General features: G+C 71.4%; 17 protein-coding genes. 14 read left to right on the top strand and 3 right to left on the bottom strand.

Features of this window, described 5'->3' with window-relative positions:
* Position 1 precedes the first annotated feature (1 nt).
* The 3 genes from G3I77_RS11595 (at position 2) to G3I77_RS11585 (ending at position 4,551) form a co-directional block, all read left to right on the top strand.
* Entirely contained in the window at positions 2-2,545 is a 2,544-nt protein-coding gene (locus G3I77_RS11595; protein ID WP_248502867.1) for a substrate-binding domain-containing protein, read from the top strand.
* Entirely contained in the window at positions 2,542-3,951 is a 1,410-nt protein-coding gene (locus G3I77_RS11590; protein ID WP_248502865.1) for an extracellular solute-binding protein, read from the top strand. The genes G3I77_RS11595 and G3I77_RS11590 overlap by 4 nt, the downstream gene beginning before the upstream one ends.
* Before the next feature lie 117 nt (positions 3,952-4,068).
* Positions 4,069-4,551 (top strand): hypothetical protein, encoded by a 483-nt coding sequence (locus tag G3I77_RS11585; protein WP_248502864.1) that lies wholly within the window; start codon positions 4,069-4,071, stop codon positions 4,549-4,551.
* A gap of 190 nt (positions 4,552-4,741) precedes the next feature.
* Here the strand turns inward: G3I77_RS11585 and G3I77_RS11580 are convergent, their stop codons facing one another.
* Positions 4,742-5,176, bottom strand: a complete 435-nt coding sequence (locus tag G3I77_RS11580; RefSeq protein ID WP_248502862.1) for an ATP-binding protein — start codon at positions 5,174-5,176, stop codon at positions 4,742-4,744.
* An 86-nt stretch (positions 5,177-5,262) separates the two neighbouring features.
* Between G3I77_RS11580 and G3I77_RS11575 the strand changes: the two genes are divergently transcribed.
* From G3I77_RS11575 to G3I77_RS11550, 6 genes are all read left to right on the top strand, one after another.
* Positions 5,263-6,111 (top strand): helix-turn-helix transcriptional regulator, encoded by an 849-nt coding sequence (locus tag G3I77_RS11575; protein ID WP_248502860.1) that lies wholly within the window; start codon positions 5,263-5,265, stop codon positions 6,109-6,111.
* Positions 6,071-6,265, top strand: coding sequence for a DUF397 domain-containing protein (locus G3I77_RS11570; RefSeq protein ID WP_248502858.1), 195 nt, complete (start codon positions 6,071-6,073; stop codon positions 6,263-6,265). The genes G3I77_RS11575 and G3I77_RS11570 overlap by 41 nt, the downstream gene beginning before the upstream one ends.
* Before the next feature lies 1 nt (position 6,266).
* Positions 6,267-6,497 carry a DUF397 domain-containing protein gene (locus G3I77_RS11565; RefSeq protein ID WP_248502856.1) on the top strand — a complete coding sequence of 77 codons (231 nt, stop codon included), beginning with the start codon at positions 6,267-6,269 and terminating at the stop codon, positions 6,495-6,497.
* A gap of 180 nt (positions 6,498-6,677) precedes the next feature.
* Positions 6,678-6,995 carry a hypothetical protein gene (locus G3I77_RS11560; RefSeq protein ID WP_248502854.1) on the top strand — a complete coding sequence of 106 codons (318 nt, stop codon included), beginning with the start codon at positions 6,678-6,680 and terminating at the stop codon, positions 6,993-6,995.
* A gap of 90 nt (positions 6,996-7,085) precedes the next feature.
* The gene (locus G3I77_RS11555; protein ID WP_248502853.1) at positions 7,086-7,682 is read left to right on the top strand and encodes a DUF3592 domain-containing protein; all 597 of its coding nucleotides are present in this window, start codon (positions 7,086-7,088) and stop codon (positions 7,680-7,682) included.
* A 27-nt stretch (positions 7,683-7,709) separates the two neighbouring features.
* A complete protein-coding gene (locus G3I77_RS11550; protein ID WP_248502851.1) occupies positions 7,710-7,991 on the top strand; it encodes a hypothetical protein in 282 nt (93 codons plus the stop codon).
* Positions 7,992-8,119: 128 nt separating this feature from the next.
* Here the strand turns inward: G3I77_RS11550 and G3I77_RS11545 are convergent, their stop codons facing one another.
* A complete protein-coding gene (locus G3I77_RS11545) occupies positions 8,120-8,272 on the bottom strand; it encodes a hypothetical protein (RefSeq protein WP_179878914.1) in 153 nt (50 codons plus the stop codon).
* Between the two features lie 128 nt (positions 8,273-8,400).
* Here G3I77_RS11545 and G3I77_RS11540 point away from each other — a divergent pair, with 128 nt between their 5' ends.
* The 4 genes from G3I77_RS11540 (at position 8,401) to G3I77_RS11525 (ending at position 12,655) form a co-directional block, all read left to right on the top strand.
* On the top strand, positions 8,401-9,744 hold the full coding sequence (locus G3I77_RS11540) for a helix-turn-helix transcriptional regulator (protein ID WP_248502849.1): 1,344 nt from the start codon (positions 8,401-8,403) through the stop codon (positions 9,742-9,744).
* A 70-nt stretch (positions 9,745-9,814) separates the two neighbouring features.
* On the top strand, positions 9,815-10,822 hold the full coding sequence (locus tag G3I77_RS11535) for a permease (RefSeq protein ID WP_248502847.1): 1,008 nt from the start codon (positions 9,815-9,817) through the stop codon (positions 10,820-10,822).
* Positions 10,819-11,610 carry a TIGR03943 family protein gene (locus G3I77_RS11530; RefSeq protein ID WP_248502954.1) on the top strand — a complete coding sequence of 264 codons (792 nt, stop codon included), beginning with the start codon at positions 10,819-10,821 and terminating at the stop codon, positions 11,608-11,610. Before G3I77_RS11535 ends, G3I77_RS11530 begins: the two co-directional genes overlap by 4 nt.
* A gap of 253 nt (positions 11,611-11,863) precedes the next feature.
* Positions 11,864-12,655, top strand: a complete 792-nt coding sequence (locus G3I77_RS11525; protein WP_248502845.1) for a GAF and ANTAR domain-containing protein — start codon at positions 11,864-11,866, stop codon at positions 12,653-12,655.
* Positions 12,656-12,672: 17 nt separating this feature from the next.
* Here the strand turns inward: G3I77_RS11525 and G3I77_RS11520 are convergent, their stop codons facing one another.
* On the bottom strand, positions 12,673-13,458 hold the full coding sequence (locus G3I77_RS11520) for a hypothetical protein (RefSeq protein ID WP_248502844.1): 786 nt from the start codon (positions 13,456-13,458) through the stop codon (positions 12,673-12,675).
* Positions 13,459-13,813: 355 nt separating this feature from the next.
* Between G3I77_RS11520 and thrS the strand changes: the two genes are divergently transcribed.
* Positions 13,814-15,034 carry a threonine--tRNA ligase gene (thrS, locus tag G3I77_RS11515; RefSeq protein ID WP_248502842.1) on the top strand — a complete coding sequence of 407 codons (1,221 nt, stop codon included), beginning with the start codon at positions 13,814-13,816 and terminating at the stop codon, positions 15,032-15,034.
* Positions 15,035-15,059 lie beyond the last annotated feature (25 nt).

Raw genomic sequence — 15,059 nt, 5'->3', positions numbered from 1 at the left:
GGTGAGCCGCTTCGACCCGCGCCACATGGGGAACCGGGCGCTGCTGGTCGGTGTGTCCGAGTACGACCACACGGCACCGGATCCCCAGGGCGTCAGCGGTCAGCTCCCGGCCGTGCGGCACAACCGGACGACACTCGAGGACGCGCTGAACCGGGGCGGGGTGTTCGGCGCGGGCGAGGTGAGGACCCTGGCCTCGCCGGCCCCGGACGACTTCACGGGGGCGCTGCGCCGCGCCTGCCGTGAGGCCAAGGGGCTGCTGCTGCTCTACTTCGCCGGGCACGCCGTCACCTCCACCTCCGGCAACGAACTGCATCTCCAGATGCGCACCGCGCGGGTGCTCACGGGCCACGGCCTGCCCGGCTCGGTGAGTTTCAGCCAGGTGCTGGGCGAGCTCGCCGAGAGCCACGCCGAGCAGGTCGTGGTGGTCCTCGACTGCTGCTACGCGGGCAATGCCGCGGGGATCTGGCACCGCCTGGACGATCCGAAGCGGAAGAAGCACAAGATCCTGCTGCTGATGAGCGTGCAGCCCAACCGCTGCATCCTGGGCGGGACCGCCGACGTGGCGACACCGTTCACCCGCGAGATGGCGCGCGTTCTCGACGGGGGCGGCGAGGTATGGCTCTCCCAGTTGTACGCCGCGGTGAAGGAGCGGATGGCCGCCGCGAAGTACAAGGCGGAGGCCGACGACCCGCAGCGGCCGCAGGCACTGGCTCCCCCCTGGGACTCGGACGATGTGCTGCTGGCGGCGGGGCCGGGCCCGGTCACCACCGGGCCCGGCCCCGCGGACAGCAGCTGGTTCCCCTGGCTCCGGAGTCTGCTCGCCCGCGCCAAAAGGGCCGTCGCCCGGTCCGGCCGCACCGCGCCGGCGGCTGTGCTCGCCCTGCTCGCCACCGGCGCGGGCGGCTACGGCATCCTGGCCCTGACCGGCGACTCCGGCCCTTGCAGACCGCCTCTGGAACTGCGCGTCCTCACCGACCCCGACCTGGAGCCGACGATTCGGGCGGCCGCGGACGCCTATGTCACCTCGGCCGCCAACACCACCGGCGAGGACTGCCGGCGCAGCGGCGTCACCGTCAACAGCGCGGGTGCCGCCGCCGTGGTGACCGCCCTGGGCGAGCGGACGGACGCCTGGCAGCAGCCCCGTGAGGACGACAACCCGCAGCGGGACATCGGCCCGCAGCCGGACGTGTGGATCCCCGCCACCCGGGCCGACGTCGACCGGGTCACCGGGGCCGCGGCCAAGGAGGACCGCGTCTTCGCCCGGCTGGAGCCGGAGGCCGAGCCGATCGCGTACTCGCCGGTCGTGCTGGCCGTACCGAAGGCACTCGGGGCCGGCCTCGAACCCACCGGGCAGTCACTGTCCCGGCTGCTCGACACCCTCGAACAGGCCGACGGCAAGGCCGAACTGCACCGTGCCGACCCGGAGTTCACCGACTCGGCACTGCTGGCGACCATGGGCCTGTACGGCGACGAGCCCGGCGCGCGCGGTGCAGCCGACGCGCGCGACGCCGAGCTGCGCCTCGCCCGGACCGGGCGGCCCGAGCCCTCGGCCGCGCGGCTGCTGTGCGCGCTGCCCGGCGACGAGGCCGTGGACAACCGCGGCACGGCGCTGGTCCCGGAGTTCCTGCTGAGGAGCGGCATCGGCTGCCACCCGGTCACCCGTGCCGAGCGGGTGGCCGCCTATCCCGACGACGTGCCCGGTCTGGAACCGGCGTTCGTACGGGTGCGCTGGGAGGACGGCGACCGGGACGCCGACGCGCGGGACGACGCGGTGGACCGCTTCCGCGGGTGGCTGACCGGGAAGGAGGGCCGGACGGTGCTCGGCGAGCACGGCTTCAGGTCCGCGACCGGTGAGCGCGGCCTGATCGAGGCGGCATCGGCCGCCGAGGGCCTGACCGAGTCCGTCCGCCCGGCCGGGAGCGCCGACCCCTCGACGATGGCACGGGCACTGGAGCGCTACGGCAACGCGCACGGGCCCGGCCGGGTCCTGTTCCTCCTCGACAGCTCCGGCTCGATGGCGGGCCGGTGGGACGGCCCCAGCGGCGGCCCGGGCATCCTGAAACAGACCCTGCCCGGGCTCGGCGGGGAGGACGAGTACGGCGTGTGGGCGGTGCACGGCACCGGCGACCGTACCCACACGGAGCTGCTGCCCTTCGGCACGCACCCGGCCTCCGATGCCGAACACGCCCTGGACGACGCCGAGGTGCGGGACGCGGAGGCCGATCCGCACGGCGCCCTGCGGGACGCCCTGGCGTTCATGCGGGAGCGCGGCACCGACGACGAGCGGCCGCAGCTGATCGTGTACCTCACCGACGGCGAGGACGACGGCCGCCTGACCGGCAAGGCCCTCGAGGAGGTCCTCGACCGGGCCGGCGACGCGGGCGTCCCGGTGGCCATGGTGTCCCTGAGCAGCTCGGGCTGCGACCGGGGCCGCCCCGCCACGCGCATCGCCGCGGCGGGCCGGGGCCGCTGCCTGGACGCCGGGGACGACCTCGTGCCCGCCCTGCACGACGAGGTCGCCCGCACCGGAATGGGGGAGGAATGACGGCCCGCCGCCCGACCGCCGCCGCACTGTCACTGCTGTCCCTGCTCGCGCTCACCTCCTGCACCGGCACGGACGCGCCGCAGGAGCCGCAGGGCGCCGCCGAACCGCCCCGGATCGTGGTGGCCAGCGGCCAGGACGTCACCGGCAAGAACGGCATCCGCCAGCAGCTCATCGACGCCTGGAACGCCAAGGAGGGCGAACACGGCTACCGGGCCCGCCTGGTGGAACTCCCCGGCTCCGCCGACCAGCAGCGCAGCCAGCTGCTCGGCGCGCTCCAGTCCGGCGGCGCCGAGTACGACGTGGTGAACCTGGACGTGACCTGGGTCCCGGAGTTCGCCGACGCCGGACTGATCCGCCCGCTGACCGGCGCGGCGGTGAAGTCGCCCGGCGACATCATCCCGTCCGTCGACCGCACGTCGTTCTGGGACGGCGAGCGGTACGCGGTCCCCTTCAACAGCGATGTGGGCCTGCTGTACTACCGCAAGGACCACCTGCGCCGCGCCGGCACCTCCCGGACCGAACTGGGCCGCGGTGTGACCTGGGACGACCTGCGGGAGCTGATCGACGCCGTCAACGACCGGCCGAAGCCCAAGGGTTACAAGGACGGGTGGACCACGCAGCTCGCCGCCTACGAGGGCCGTACGGTCAACGCGATCGAGGCGTTCGCCTCGGCCGTCCCGGGCTTCGCGCTGACCGACCAGGACGGCCGGTACACCGCCGACGAGGCGCAGTTGACGGCCGGGGTGACCGAACTGCGGGAGCGCACGGGCTCGCCGTACATGCTCGGGGAGGCCGCCGGGTCCCGCGAGGCCGAATCGCTCAGCGCCTTCGCGGAGGGCCGCACGACCTTCCTGCGGCACTGGCCGTACGTCTACCCGGCCCTGTACGAGACGTTCAAGGGGGATCTCGGTGTGACCCGGCTGCCCGGCAAGGCCGTGCTCGGTGGGCAGAACCTGGCCGTCACCTCGTCCACGTCCGAGCAGCGGGCCGCCAAGGCCGCCGAGCTGATCGCGTTCCTGACCGACCCGGACAGCGAACGCTGCCTGCTGCGCGCCGGGTTCGCCGCGACCCGCACCTCCGCCTACCGGGCTCCCGGCAGCACCCCGGAGTGCCGGCACGCCTCCGCCTACTCCGAGAGCGCCTCGGCGTCCCCCACCGGCGAGAGCGCCGAGCTCAAGGCACCCGACCGGCTCGCGGGCGGCGTCAGCTACCGGGACATCCTGCTGCGCGCCTTGAGCGAGGCCGTGCAGCGCCCCCGCACGCCCCTGTACGGCGCCGTCACCCAGACCCTCATCACCGAACTGGACGCCCTGTACGGCCCCCGGCCGGCGGGCGCGGCTCGGCCGGGTGACGCGCAGGTGGCGAAGAGTCTTGACGAGGCATTGAGCAAGGTTTTGCCAGGTTGAACCGGTCGAATTTCCTCCCGGCGATGTTCACAATTTCTCCATTGCGAACGCCTGTCCCTCGTGGGTAGCCTCAATTTCGCACTGACCATGCAAACCATGCAATTCAAGTAAACGGGGATGGACTTCGTGAGCGTACGAAGCAAGGGAATTTCTTCCGTAATCGCCTTCGCCATGACCGGCGCGTTGTGCGGTGTCGGAGCACAGGCCGCACAGGCGGCTCCGGCGCAGCCGGAAGTGCGCGCCGGAGCGGACGAGATCTGCGCGGTCCTGGGGATCGGCAGTGGCGCGGCAGGCCTCACCAAGGCCCTGGCCAAGGGCGCCTCGTGGGTGGGGATCGGCGCGAGCGTCGGGTGCTACGCGTACACGAAGGCGAAGGAGGCCACGCCTGCGGAAAGGCGGGCCGCCATGATCGCGTCGTACAAGAAGTACCAGGCCATGAGTGACATCAAGAAGCTCGATGCGCTCGGCTACTACTGCCGGAAGGAAAGCGGCGGCGGCGGTGGAACCGATGTCGCCCCCGCCGATGCTTCGGTGATGGCGGGATGGCGCGACATCAAGATGAAGGGCGTGACGTACAAGTGCACGGCCAACAGGGACTGACCGGCCGTCGCGGCCCGGGCTATGGGGAACGGCTGCTGTTCTCCATAGCGCTGGTCGTGGTGAGCCTGCTGTGGATCACCCAGGACATGGCCACGTGGGCGACGGCGACGTGCGCGGCAGGCGCCGCCGTCGGTGCCGCTGGAATTGTATATTTCGGCCGACGCTATATTCGCTCACGCGGGAATGCGCGCTAACCGAATTCCTTGAGCGCGTCACATTCGAACCAGACGGTCTTGCCGGGCCGGTGGGGGAGCGGATCCCACCCCCATCGGTCTGTGACGGCGTCGACGATCAGCACGCCGCGTCCCGCCTCGGCGAGTTCGTCCACAGCTGTGGACAGCGGCGGTCGCGGGCATGTGTCCGTGACCTCCACGCGCAGTCCCCGCCCGTCCGGCCGCCGCAGCACCAGCACCGCGGCGCGCCGGTCGGGCGTGTGGCGTACGACGTTCGCGACCAGCTCGGTCAGGGCGAGCGAGGCGGAGTCGCACAGTTCGGCCATCTCCCAGGCGGCGAGATACACCCTGAGGATGCGGCGCAGATGCCGGGCGGAGTGCTCACCGAGGGTGAAGTCGACGCCGTACCGGGCGCCAAGCCCTGCCCCCGGCTGGTGGGTTGCGTGATTCATGCCACCAGAGTGGAGTCGTCCGGTTACTCTCGGCTACAGACCGAAGTGAACGCCGCGCGGCGTTCGGACCCGGGGGTGACCGCACCATGCCCAACATCCGCCGACTCGACCCCACCGCCTCGCCGTTGGACTACTTCGGCTCGGAGCTGCGCCGCTACCGGGAGAGCGCGGGGCTGTCCCAGCAGGAACTGGGCAACAGCATCTTCTGCACGGGTTCTCTCGTCGGCCAGATCGAGACCGCGCACAAGGTCCCGACCAGGGAGTTCGCGGAGCGGGCGGACGCTGCGCTGATGACGGACGGGTGTTTCTCGCGGTTGGTGGGGCTGGTTCTGCGGAGTCAGTTGCCGACGTGGTTCCAGGCGTATGCGGAGATGGAGGCGAAGGCGAGCTATATCTCCACGTTCCAGTGCCAGTTGGTGTACGGCCTTCTGCAGACGCCGGAGTACGCACGGGCGGTGCTGGGCGCAATTCAGCCGGAGAACCTCGATGAGCTGGTCGAGGCCCGCATGGAGCGCCAACGCCTCCTGCGGAAGGAGAAGCCGCCGCTGGTGTGGGTGGTGCTGGACGAGGCGGTGCTGTACCGCCCCATGGGCGGCCGGGAGGTGATGCGAAACCAACTGGCGCACCTGTTGAGCTTCCGGAAAGAGAGGCGCCTGAAGATCCAGGTGCTGCCGTTCTCGGCGGGGGAGCACCCGAGTGTGCAGGGCTCCTTCAACCTCCTGCGCTTCGATGACGACCCGGACATCGTCTACACCGAGGACTTCGTCCAAGGGCACATGACGGCCAATCCGGATAGTGCCAGCGAGGGTTGGCTCCATTACGATCAAGTGCGAGCTGCTGCCCTCTCGGTACGGGAATCGGCAGACCTGATCGCCCACGTGATGGAGGAGCGCTATGGAGACCAGCCAGCAGCTGAGAAGCGCGACGTGGCGTAAGTCGTCGTACAGCGGGAGCACCGGCGGTGATTGCGTAGAGGTCGCCGACCTCGGTCTGCCCGGCGTCGCCGTCCGCGACTCCAAGAACCCCGAGGTCGGCCTACTCACTCTCTCGCCGCAGGCGTACGCCGCCTTCGTCGCCCATGTGAAGTGACATGACCCCACGACGCGCGCCACAAGGCACGGGAAGCAGCCAGAGCCTGACCAACACGCGGTGGCGTAGATCGTCGTACAGCGGCTACACCGGCGGCGAATGCGTAGAGGTCGCCGACCTGGGACCCCGCGTCGCCGTTCGCGACTCCAAGAACACGGAGGCCGAGGCCGGCATCCTCACCGTCTCCCCGGAGGCCTACGCCGCCTTTGTGACGTACGTCAGCGCGTACTGAAGAGACGGGTCAGCCGGGCCATACGGTCCTGGTCGAGCCGTACGTCTAACTCGTTCGACGGCGCCGGGCGCGGTCAGAGGGGCATCGCGGGTATCGCTGCTTTCCAGCCGGCCGACGTGGATCAGTACAACTGGGGCCTGTTGCGAAAGTGCTGGTCGCACGGGTTGTTAGGGTCCAGGCATGACGCGCCTGAAGATCGAGATATCCGTCCCCGAGAGTCATGCGGAGCTTGTGATCGAGGCTCTCCACGCGGCCGGTGCAGGGCGGGTGGGCGAGTACGCACGGTGTTCCAGCATCTGGAAGGTGACCGGAAACTGGCAGGCCCTGCCTGGCGCGCAGCCGTACGACGGCGAGGTGGGCATCGTTCAGCACAGCGAAGAGTGCCGGATCGAATCGGTCTGTGACGCGGATCAGACCGGCGCCGTACAGCAGGCTGTCCGCGATGCCCATCCCTACGAGCAAGCGGTCATCCACTTTCTGCCGCTGTACGAGCCGTAAGCAACGTCGGTGGGCGTGCCCGTCACAGCCAATCGTGCGTCAAAAAGGTCGACGGCTGGCTAGGATTTTAAGTGACAGGAACCAAGGATCATGGGGAAGAAGAAAAAGAGGCGTTCCCGAAGCGACTGGACACTCCCTCCGGGTATAGTCAAACGAAATGCCGACCAACGGAAGGCGCTTGATGCCATTGCCGATAGGCGACGGAAAGTGCCGCAACGACGATTGATAATCGGACTGTTTGCTGCATTCATAGCGACGTTCGGACTATTTCTCGGCTTCTTTATTTCGTCACATTCACTAGTGACCGACTTGCAGTCCCGTGGAGCTTCCGCCTGGGCCGAGGTCACGTCCTCCCCCAGGGACAGGTACGGCAGCCCGGGTAATATCAAGGTCAAGTTCGATGGTCCAGAGGGGGATGTCGAAACGCAGCTACATGACTGGGGAGGCATGCGCCCTGAGGGGTTGACTCCAGGTAGCCGTATACCCGTGGTCTACGACCCCCTGGATCCCAGTCGAGTGTTGACGGCACAGTGGGTGAATGATCCGCCTGCTGTAACGCCACCCATGCTCGTCGCACTGCTGGTGTCGCTCTTCTTTCTGACTGGCGTGATCGTCGGCACGGTACGGCGACGCATCTTGTTGAATGAAAAACGCGATATGGAGGCAACTCCGGAGCGCGAGCGGTGATGTTGGTGGCTGATTCCGAGCCTTAAAGTGGATAACCCGAGAAAAGCTGACCTGGAGAAACTGCGTCGCGATCTGGCGAAAGAGATCGAGCAACTCAAGAAGGCGCTGAAGGGGCCGACCGAGGATATCGGGGGCGACAAGGTCTGGGTCGGTGAGAACGCTCGCGCCTGGCGCCAGGAACTGCAGGGGCGTCATAAGAAGGTGGGTGAACAGGTCGAAAAACTTCTTCCCCTGATTGACGCCGCCATCCGAAACAAGCCCGACAAAGTGTCCACGAGCGAGGCCCGCTTGTACAACAAGGGCGTCTGAAATCAGAGTGCTGCCGATAATTTACACGTCAACGCGGTATGCGCTCCTGGCCGGCCCGAAAGATCGGCTCAATCTGGTCCAAGATCCCTCACGCCGAGTGGGAGCCGAGGGGCTATGAGGCCGGGCGATCAGCGGGAGTCGGCAACCGTCCGCTGCTCAGGCTGCGGAGCTTCCGCTCTCGCGGGCCCCGCGTTCGCCGCGAGCAGCAGGGTCGCCACGGCGACGAGGGCGGCGGTGAAGCCTCGGGCGTACCGCTCGGCGGTGCGTGTGCGTTCGAGCACGGCGACCTCGCAACTGGGGCGGCGACTACGGCGGCAACGTATTAAGCGGGTTCGACAATTCGGCTTAACACTCCGTTTAACCTAGGGGCAGTCCAGGCCGAACGGCAAGAGGCGCAGGGGGAGTTGGCGTGGGGGAGCGTGACGATCCGGCGACCATCGGCCGCCGGGTGCAGCGGCTGCGTGTGGAACGCGGACTGACACAGCGGCAGTTGGCGGAGCCTGTGTACACACCGGCCTACATCTCCACCCTGGAGTCGGGCCGGGTGCGGCCCTCCGACGACGCCCTGCGGCATCTCGCGCACCGGCTCGGCGTCGCCTTCGACGAGCTCGCCAGCGGGCATTCCGCGCGGCTCGTGACCGAGCTGCGGCTGCGGATGACCGAGGCGCAGCGGACCCTCGCCGTCGGCGAGACGGAGGCGGCTGCCGAGCAGTACGCCGAGCTGCTCGTCGAGGCCGAGACGCACGGCCTGGCAGCAGAACAGTCCGCCGCGCTGCTCGGGCTCGGCGAGTGCGCCCTGGAGACGGGCGAGCTCGGGGCCGGCCGGCAGTACTTCGAGCGGGCCGAGGAATGCCTGGCCGGCGCACCGCTGCCCGCCCGTGTCCCGGCCCTGCGCGGCCGGGCCGTGGCGCACTACCTCGCCGGTGAACTCCGGTACGCCGTCTACCTGCTGGAGACCGCCCTCGACGAACTGAACCGCGGCGGCCTGCACGACCCGGACGCCCTGCTGCTGCTCTACGCCAGCGCCATCGGCCCGTACATGGACATGGGCGCGCACGCCCGCGCCGCCCAGGCGGCCGAGTTCGCCCTGGCCCTCGCCCCGCAGTCCGGCGACCCCGCCCTGGTCGCCCGCATGCACCGGTCCGTCGCCCGCACCCTGGTCGCCGAGGGCCGCCTCGCCGAGGCCGACGCCTCCCTGGCCAAGGCCGCCGAGCTGTACCGCGGGCTGCAGATCCGCACCGAACTCGCCAACTGCCACTGGATGCGCGGCTACGTCTACGCCCAGGACGGCCGGCTGGAGCGCGCCGAGGAGGAGCTGCGGCTGGCCCTGGGGATGCTGTCGGCCAGGCGCGCCGCCCTCTACAGCAGCCAGGTCACCGTCGAGCTGGCCGACGTGCTGCACCGGCGCGGCAGGTCCGACGAGGCGGCGGCCCTGCTGCACGACGTCCTCGGGCACCTGTCCCCCGAGCGCGGCGCCGTGCACTCCGCCGCCGCGCACCGGCTGCTCGGCATCATCGCCGAGGACGCCCGCCGCACGGAGGACGCCGAGGAGCACTACGTCCGCGCCCTGAGCCTGCTGGAGCGGGCGGGCGCCGCCGGTGACCTGGCCGACCTGTCCCGGCTGCTCGGGGACCTGCTGCGGCGGACCGGGCGGGTGGAGGCGGCCCTGGACGCCTACCGGACGGGCCTCGGGCACCGTACGGCCCCCGGCACCACCACCCTCGGGCCCGCGCCCGCACAGCCTCCTCTGTGAGGAAGCAGGGTCCTCGCACAGCCGTGCGGGTTAACCTCCCTCCCGGGATGTGAACGACCGGGGCGGGCGCGTGGAGAACCAACGGACGATAACCGACGGCATACGGCTGGGCCTGCGGGCCCTGGTGTACGCCGTCCTCGGGGGTGCCGCGCTGCTGGCCATAACGACGGTGGTGTCGGTGCTCGGGCCCATGCTGGCGCTCGACCTCTACACCCCGCCGGTCGCGGCCTGGTGGACGGTGTTCACCGCGATCACCGTCCAGGGCGTGCCGTTCCTGCTGCTGGGCACGGTCGTGTCGGCGGCGATCGGGGCGTTCGTGCCCGAGCGGGTGTTCCAGCGGGTGCTGCCGCGCCGTACGGTGCTCGCCGTGCCGGTCGCGGGAGCGGCGGGGGTCGTGCTTCCCGGCTGCGAGTGCGCGTCCGTGCCGGTGGCGGGGAGCCTGATGCGGCGGGGTGTCGCACCGGCGGCCGCGCTCGCCTTCCTGCTGTCGGCGCCCGCGATCAACCCCGTCGTCCTCGTGGCGACCTCGATCGCCTTCCCCGGGCAGCCGGAGATGGTCCTCGGCCGGCTGGTCGCCTCGCTCGGCACGGCCGTGGTGATGGGCTGGCTGTGGGCGCGGTTCGGGAAGGAGCAGTGGCTGCGGCTGCCGAAGCGGCGCGGCGGGCGGACGCCGGCCGGCGGTCCGCGGGCCTTCGTCTCCGGGCTTCAGCACGACTTCCTGCACGCGGGCGGGTTCCTCGTCGTCGGGGCGGCGGCCGCGGCGACCTTCTCCATCGTCGTACCGCGGTCGCTGCTGGAGGTGTTCACCGGGTCGGCCTGGCTTTCGGTGCTGCTGCTCGCGGTGCTGGCGGTCGTGCTGTGCGTGTGCAGTGAGGCCGACGCGTTCGTGGCGGCGTCGCTGAGCGGCTTCTCCCCGACCGCGCGGCTGGCGTTCATGGTGGTCGGGCCGATGGTGGACCTGAAACTGATCGCGCTGCAGACGGGCACGTTCGGCAGGACCTTCGCGGTGCGGTTCTCGGCGGCGACCTGGGTGGTGGCCGTGACGAGCAGTGTCCTGGTGGGGTGGTGGCTGCTGTGAGGCGCTACGGACCGGCCGTTCTCCTCGCGCTCGTGGGCGCGGCGATCCTGCGGGTGTCGCTTTTCAGCGAGCTGTATCTCCGTTATGTGCAGGCGGCGCTGCGGCCGTACCTGGTGGTGTCCGGCGTGGCGCTGGTGCTGCTGGGGGCGGCGGTGGCGGTGGTGACCCGCAGGGCGGCCGACCACGAGACCGCTGACCACGAGCACGAGCAGAAGCAGGAAGGTGAGGACGAGCAGGAGGACGAGCACGAGGACCGGGACGACGGCGGCCACGCAGGCCACAGTCACGGCCCCGCCGGTCCCCGCGTCGCCTGGTTCCTCACGCTCCCCGCCCTCGCCCTCCTCCTGTTCCCGCCGCCCGCCCTCGGCTCCTACAGCGCGGAGCGCGAGGCGGCCCAGCGTGCCAACCGGGGCATCGGCACCTTCCCGGCCCTGCCGGACGGCGACCCGGTCGACCTCGCCCTCGGAGAGTTCGGCTCCCGGGCGGTCTACGACAGCGGCCGCTCCCTGAAGGGCCGTACGGTCCGGCTCACCGGCTTCGTCACCCGTGACGACGACGGCACCTGGTACGTCACCCGCCTCCTCGTCTCCTGCTGCGCCGCCGACGCCTCGGCCGCCAAGGCCGAGGTACGCGGTGCGCAGGCTCCGCCGGTCGACACCTGGGTGACGGTCACCGGCACGTGGCACCCCGAGGGCGAACTCGGCTCGGCCGCCGCCTGGCCACCGGTCCTCGACGCCACCTCCGTACGACGGGTGCCGCAGCCGGACAACCCGTACGAGAAGCGCTGAGGCCGAACCGTCGCGGTGACGGCCCCGCGCAGGGGTTTTGCCCCACCTGCTACGGGTAGTCGGGGCACCAATCAGCAAGGGCCCGGAGTGATCCGGGCGGGTGCCGGGCCCGGTGCTCGGCGGGCATCGGGCCGGGACCCACCCGGCTGGTCGCACCACGGCTCCGTGGGAGCGGTCGCACGACGGTCTGCCTCGCCCGTGGGCCCGCCCCGGAAACCGTCGGCGGTGCAAGCCGCGGTGATCGAAGGAGGCGGTGGTCGTGCGGCCCAGGGACGATCCCCGAGGCGCCTCCGACGGCGACCCGGGCCCCGGCCGCACCGGGGGCGGTGGTCCGGAACCGGACGGAGCCCGGGCCGCCGACGTGATCGCCAGGGGCGTACGGGGCGCCGAGCCCGGCGAGGTGCCGGGGCGGCTGTGCGAGGCGGCGGTGGAACTGCTGCCGGTGATCGGCGCGAGCGTGTCGCTGCGCAGCGAGGGCATGCCCGTGCAGCTGAGCGCGAGCAGCGCGCAGGCCGCGCACCTGGCGCAGATCCAGGCCACGCTGGGCGACGGCCCCTGCCAGAGCGCGCTGGCGAACGGCGCGCCCGTGCTCGCCTGCGACCTGACCACGGGCCGGGACGCCGGACGCTGGCCGGTCTTCGCCCAGCAGGCGACGGAGGCCGGAGTGCGGGCGGTGTACGCGGTGCCGCTGGGCAGCGGCACGGTGTGTGTGGGCACGCTCGACCTGTACCGCGACCGCCCGGGCGGGCTCACCGACCGCCAGTTGCACGTGGCCCGGATCGTGGCCGGTGTGATGACCGTGGCCCTGATGGCCCTGCCGCACGGGGACGAGCCCGAGACGCAGGACGGGGAGGACTGGCTGAGCGGGCTGGCCGCGGACCACGACGAGGTCTACCAGGCCGTCGGCATGATCATGGCGCAGCTCGGTGTGGGCGCGGACGACGCACTCGCGCGGCTGCGGGCCGACGCCTTCGCGCGCGGGTGTACGGCCCTGGACGTGGCGCGGGACGTGATCGCCCACCGCGCGCGTTTCGACCGGTACTGACGCCCGGGGCCGGGGCGTCAGATCTGTGCCCTGCCCTGCTTCCTGATCTCGGCCAGGCGCTGCGCCCCGAGCTGTACGGCCTGCTGGGTGACTTCCGCGTACACCTCGTCGAGGCCGGCGTTGGTGAGGCTGATCGCCTCCTCGCCGACGCGGACCGCGGCGAGGTCCATGGTGAGGTACGTCAGCTCCCCCTCCTCCGTCTCGCCGGCCAGCATGACCCGCAGGGCCTGCCGTGCGTCCCCCACCGGCGGCAGCGGCAGTTCGCGGACCTCGACGCCCTGGACGCCGTGGCGGGTGGTCGCGGCCGTGAACTCGCCGCATCGGCCGGGCAGCGACCTCATCCAGTCCAGCGCGCGGTCCACGTCGGCCGGGGGATGGGCGGCGACCCGGTAGCGCAGCTGGGCGTCGGTGTCGCCGTCGTCGAGTGCGGACGTCGCCTGCGGGCCCTTCGGGGCGCCGAAGGGTTCCTCGGTGTAGAGGACGTCCAGCAGCCGCTGACAGTCCCGGTCCTCCGTGGTGGCCTTGAGCAGCCCGTCCCGCCAGGTCCGTGCGCCCCGGGTCGGCCCCCACGGCTCCCCGAGGTCGGCCGCGGTGACCAGTGCCGCCTGGGCCTGTGCCTCGGTGAGGGCGGCCCCGGAACCGGACGGCTGCTCGACGGCGGGTGACGCGCCGGAGGCGGAGGCGGAAGCGGAGAACCACCGGGGCCGCGGCTCGTCCTCGGCGGAACAGCCGGCGGCGGCCAGCAGGGCGGTCACGGACAGCGCGGAGGCGAGGAGGGCACGGGTGGCCGGGGGGCGGGTCATCGGGGTGCCTCCTGCGGGGGGGCTCATGGAGGCGCCTGCGGGCGGGGCGGGCTCTCCAAGATCGGGTGGGTGCTCTTACGGCACCACCGCGACCGCCCGCCCACCAGCGACAACGGTCCGTCCGGGTGAGTGGGCCGGACTACGCACCGCCACCCCTGTCCGAAAACCCGTCGCCCCGCCCCTTCCTCCCTGTTACGGTCACGCCCATGCAGCGCGCCCAGTCGTTCCCGTCCTCCACGACGACGCCGGAGAGTCTCCCGGCGCGCTGACAGCTGACCCAGATGTCCGAAGCCCCGGGGCGCGTGCCACGGGGCTTCGTCGCGTGGTGCTCGCCTCCCCACCGCGAGGAGTCACCATGTACGACCACCGCCGGCTCGGCCGTGAACTGGACCTGTTCGACACCGATCCGCTGATGGGCGCCGGGCTGCCGTACTGGCTGCCCGACGGCGCGATCGTGCGGCACACCCTGGAGGAGTACATCCGCGACGCCGAACGGCGGGCCGGGTACCGGCACGTGTACTCGCCGGTCCTCGGCAAACGCGAGCTGTACGAGACCTCCGGCCACTGGGACCACTACGGCGACGACATGTTCCCGCCGATGGACGTGGGCGCCGAGCAGGTCCTGCTGCGCCCCAGCCTCTGCCCCCACCACGCCCTGATCTACCGCTCCCGCTCCCACAGCTACCGTGAACTACCCCTAAGAATGGCCGAGTTGGGCGGCATGTACCGCTCGGAGCTGTCCGGCGTCCTCGGCGGCCTGACCCGGGTGCGGTCCATCACCCTCAACGACGCGCACATCTTCTGCACCCTGGAGCAGGCCGTCGAGGAGGCCCGTGCCGCCCTGGAGCTGATCGGCCGCGCGTACGCGGACCTGGGCATCCGCGCGGCCCGATACCGGCTGTCCCTGCCCGGCGAGGGCGGCAAGTACGTGGCCGACCCGGAGCTGTGGCGGCGTGCCACCGCCCTGCTCCGGGAGGTCCTGGACGGCTCCGGCATCCCGTACGAGGCGGCCGAGGGCGAGGCGGCCTTCTACGGCCCCAAGATCGACGTGCAGATCACCGACCCGGCCGGCCGGGAGGCCACCCTCTCCACCGTGCAGATCGACTTCCACCAGCCCGAGCGCTTCGACCTGCACTACATCGGCCCCGACGGGGCGAAACACCGCCCGGTCATGGTGCACCGCAGCATCATCGGCAGCGTGGAGCGTGCGGTCGCCCACCTCCTCGAGGAGCACGGCGGTGCCTTCCCGCCGTGGCTGGCGCCGGTGCAGCTGGCGGTCCTGCCGGTGGCGGAGGAGCAGTGCGATGCCGCCCACGACCTGGCCGGACGCGCGCGCGAACTCGGTCTGCGCGCCGAGGTCGCCGGCCCCGAGCAGGGCACCCTCGCCGCCCGTGTCCGCGCGGCCCGGCTGGTGCCGTACCAGGCGGTGATCGGCGGGCGGGAGGCCGCCGCCGGCCTCGTGGCCCCCCGCCTGCGCGACGGCCGCCGCCCGGACGTCCTGCCCGGCACCGAAATGCTGCGCCGCATCGGCGACCGCGTGGCGGCCCGCGGCACCGCGCTGTGGGACCCGTCGTAGGACGGGTTCACCACGGATCAGGGGG

It is taken from the genome of Streptomyces sp. D2-8, from assembly GCF_023184515.1.
Classification (GTDB): domain Bacteria; phylum Actinomycetota; class Actinomycetes; order Streptomycetales; family Streptomycetaceae; genus Streptomyces.
The sequence above is the reverse complement of the archived record's forward strand: the minus strand, read 5'-3'. Positions and strand labels throughout refer to the sequence as shown.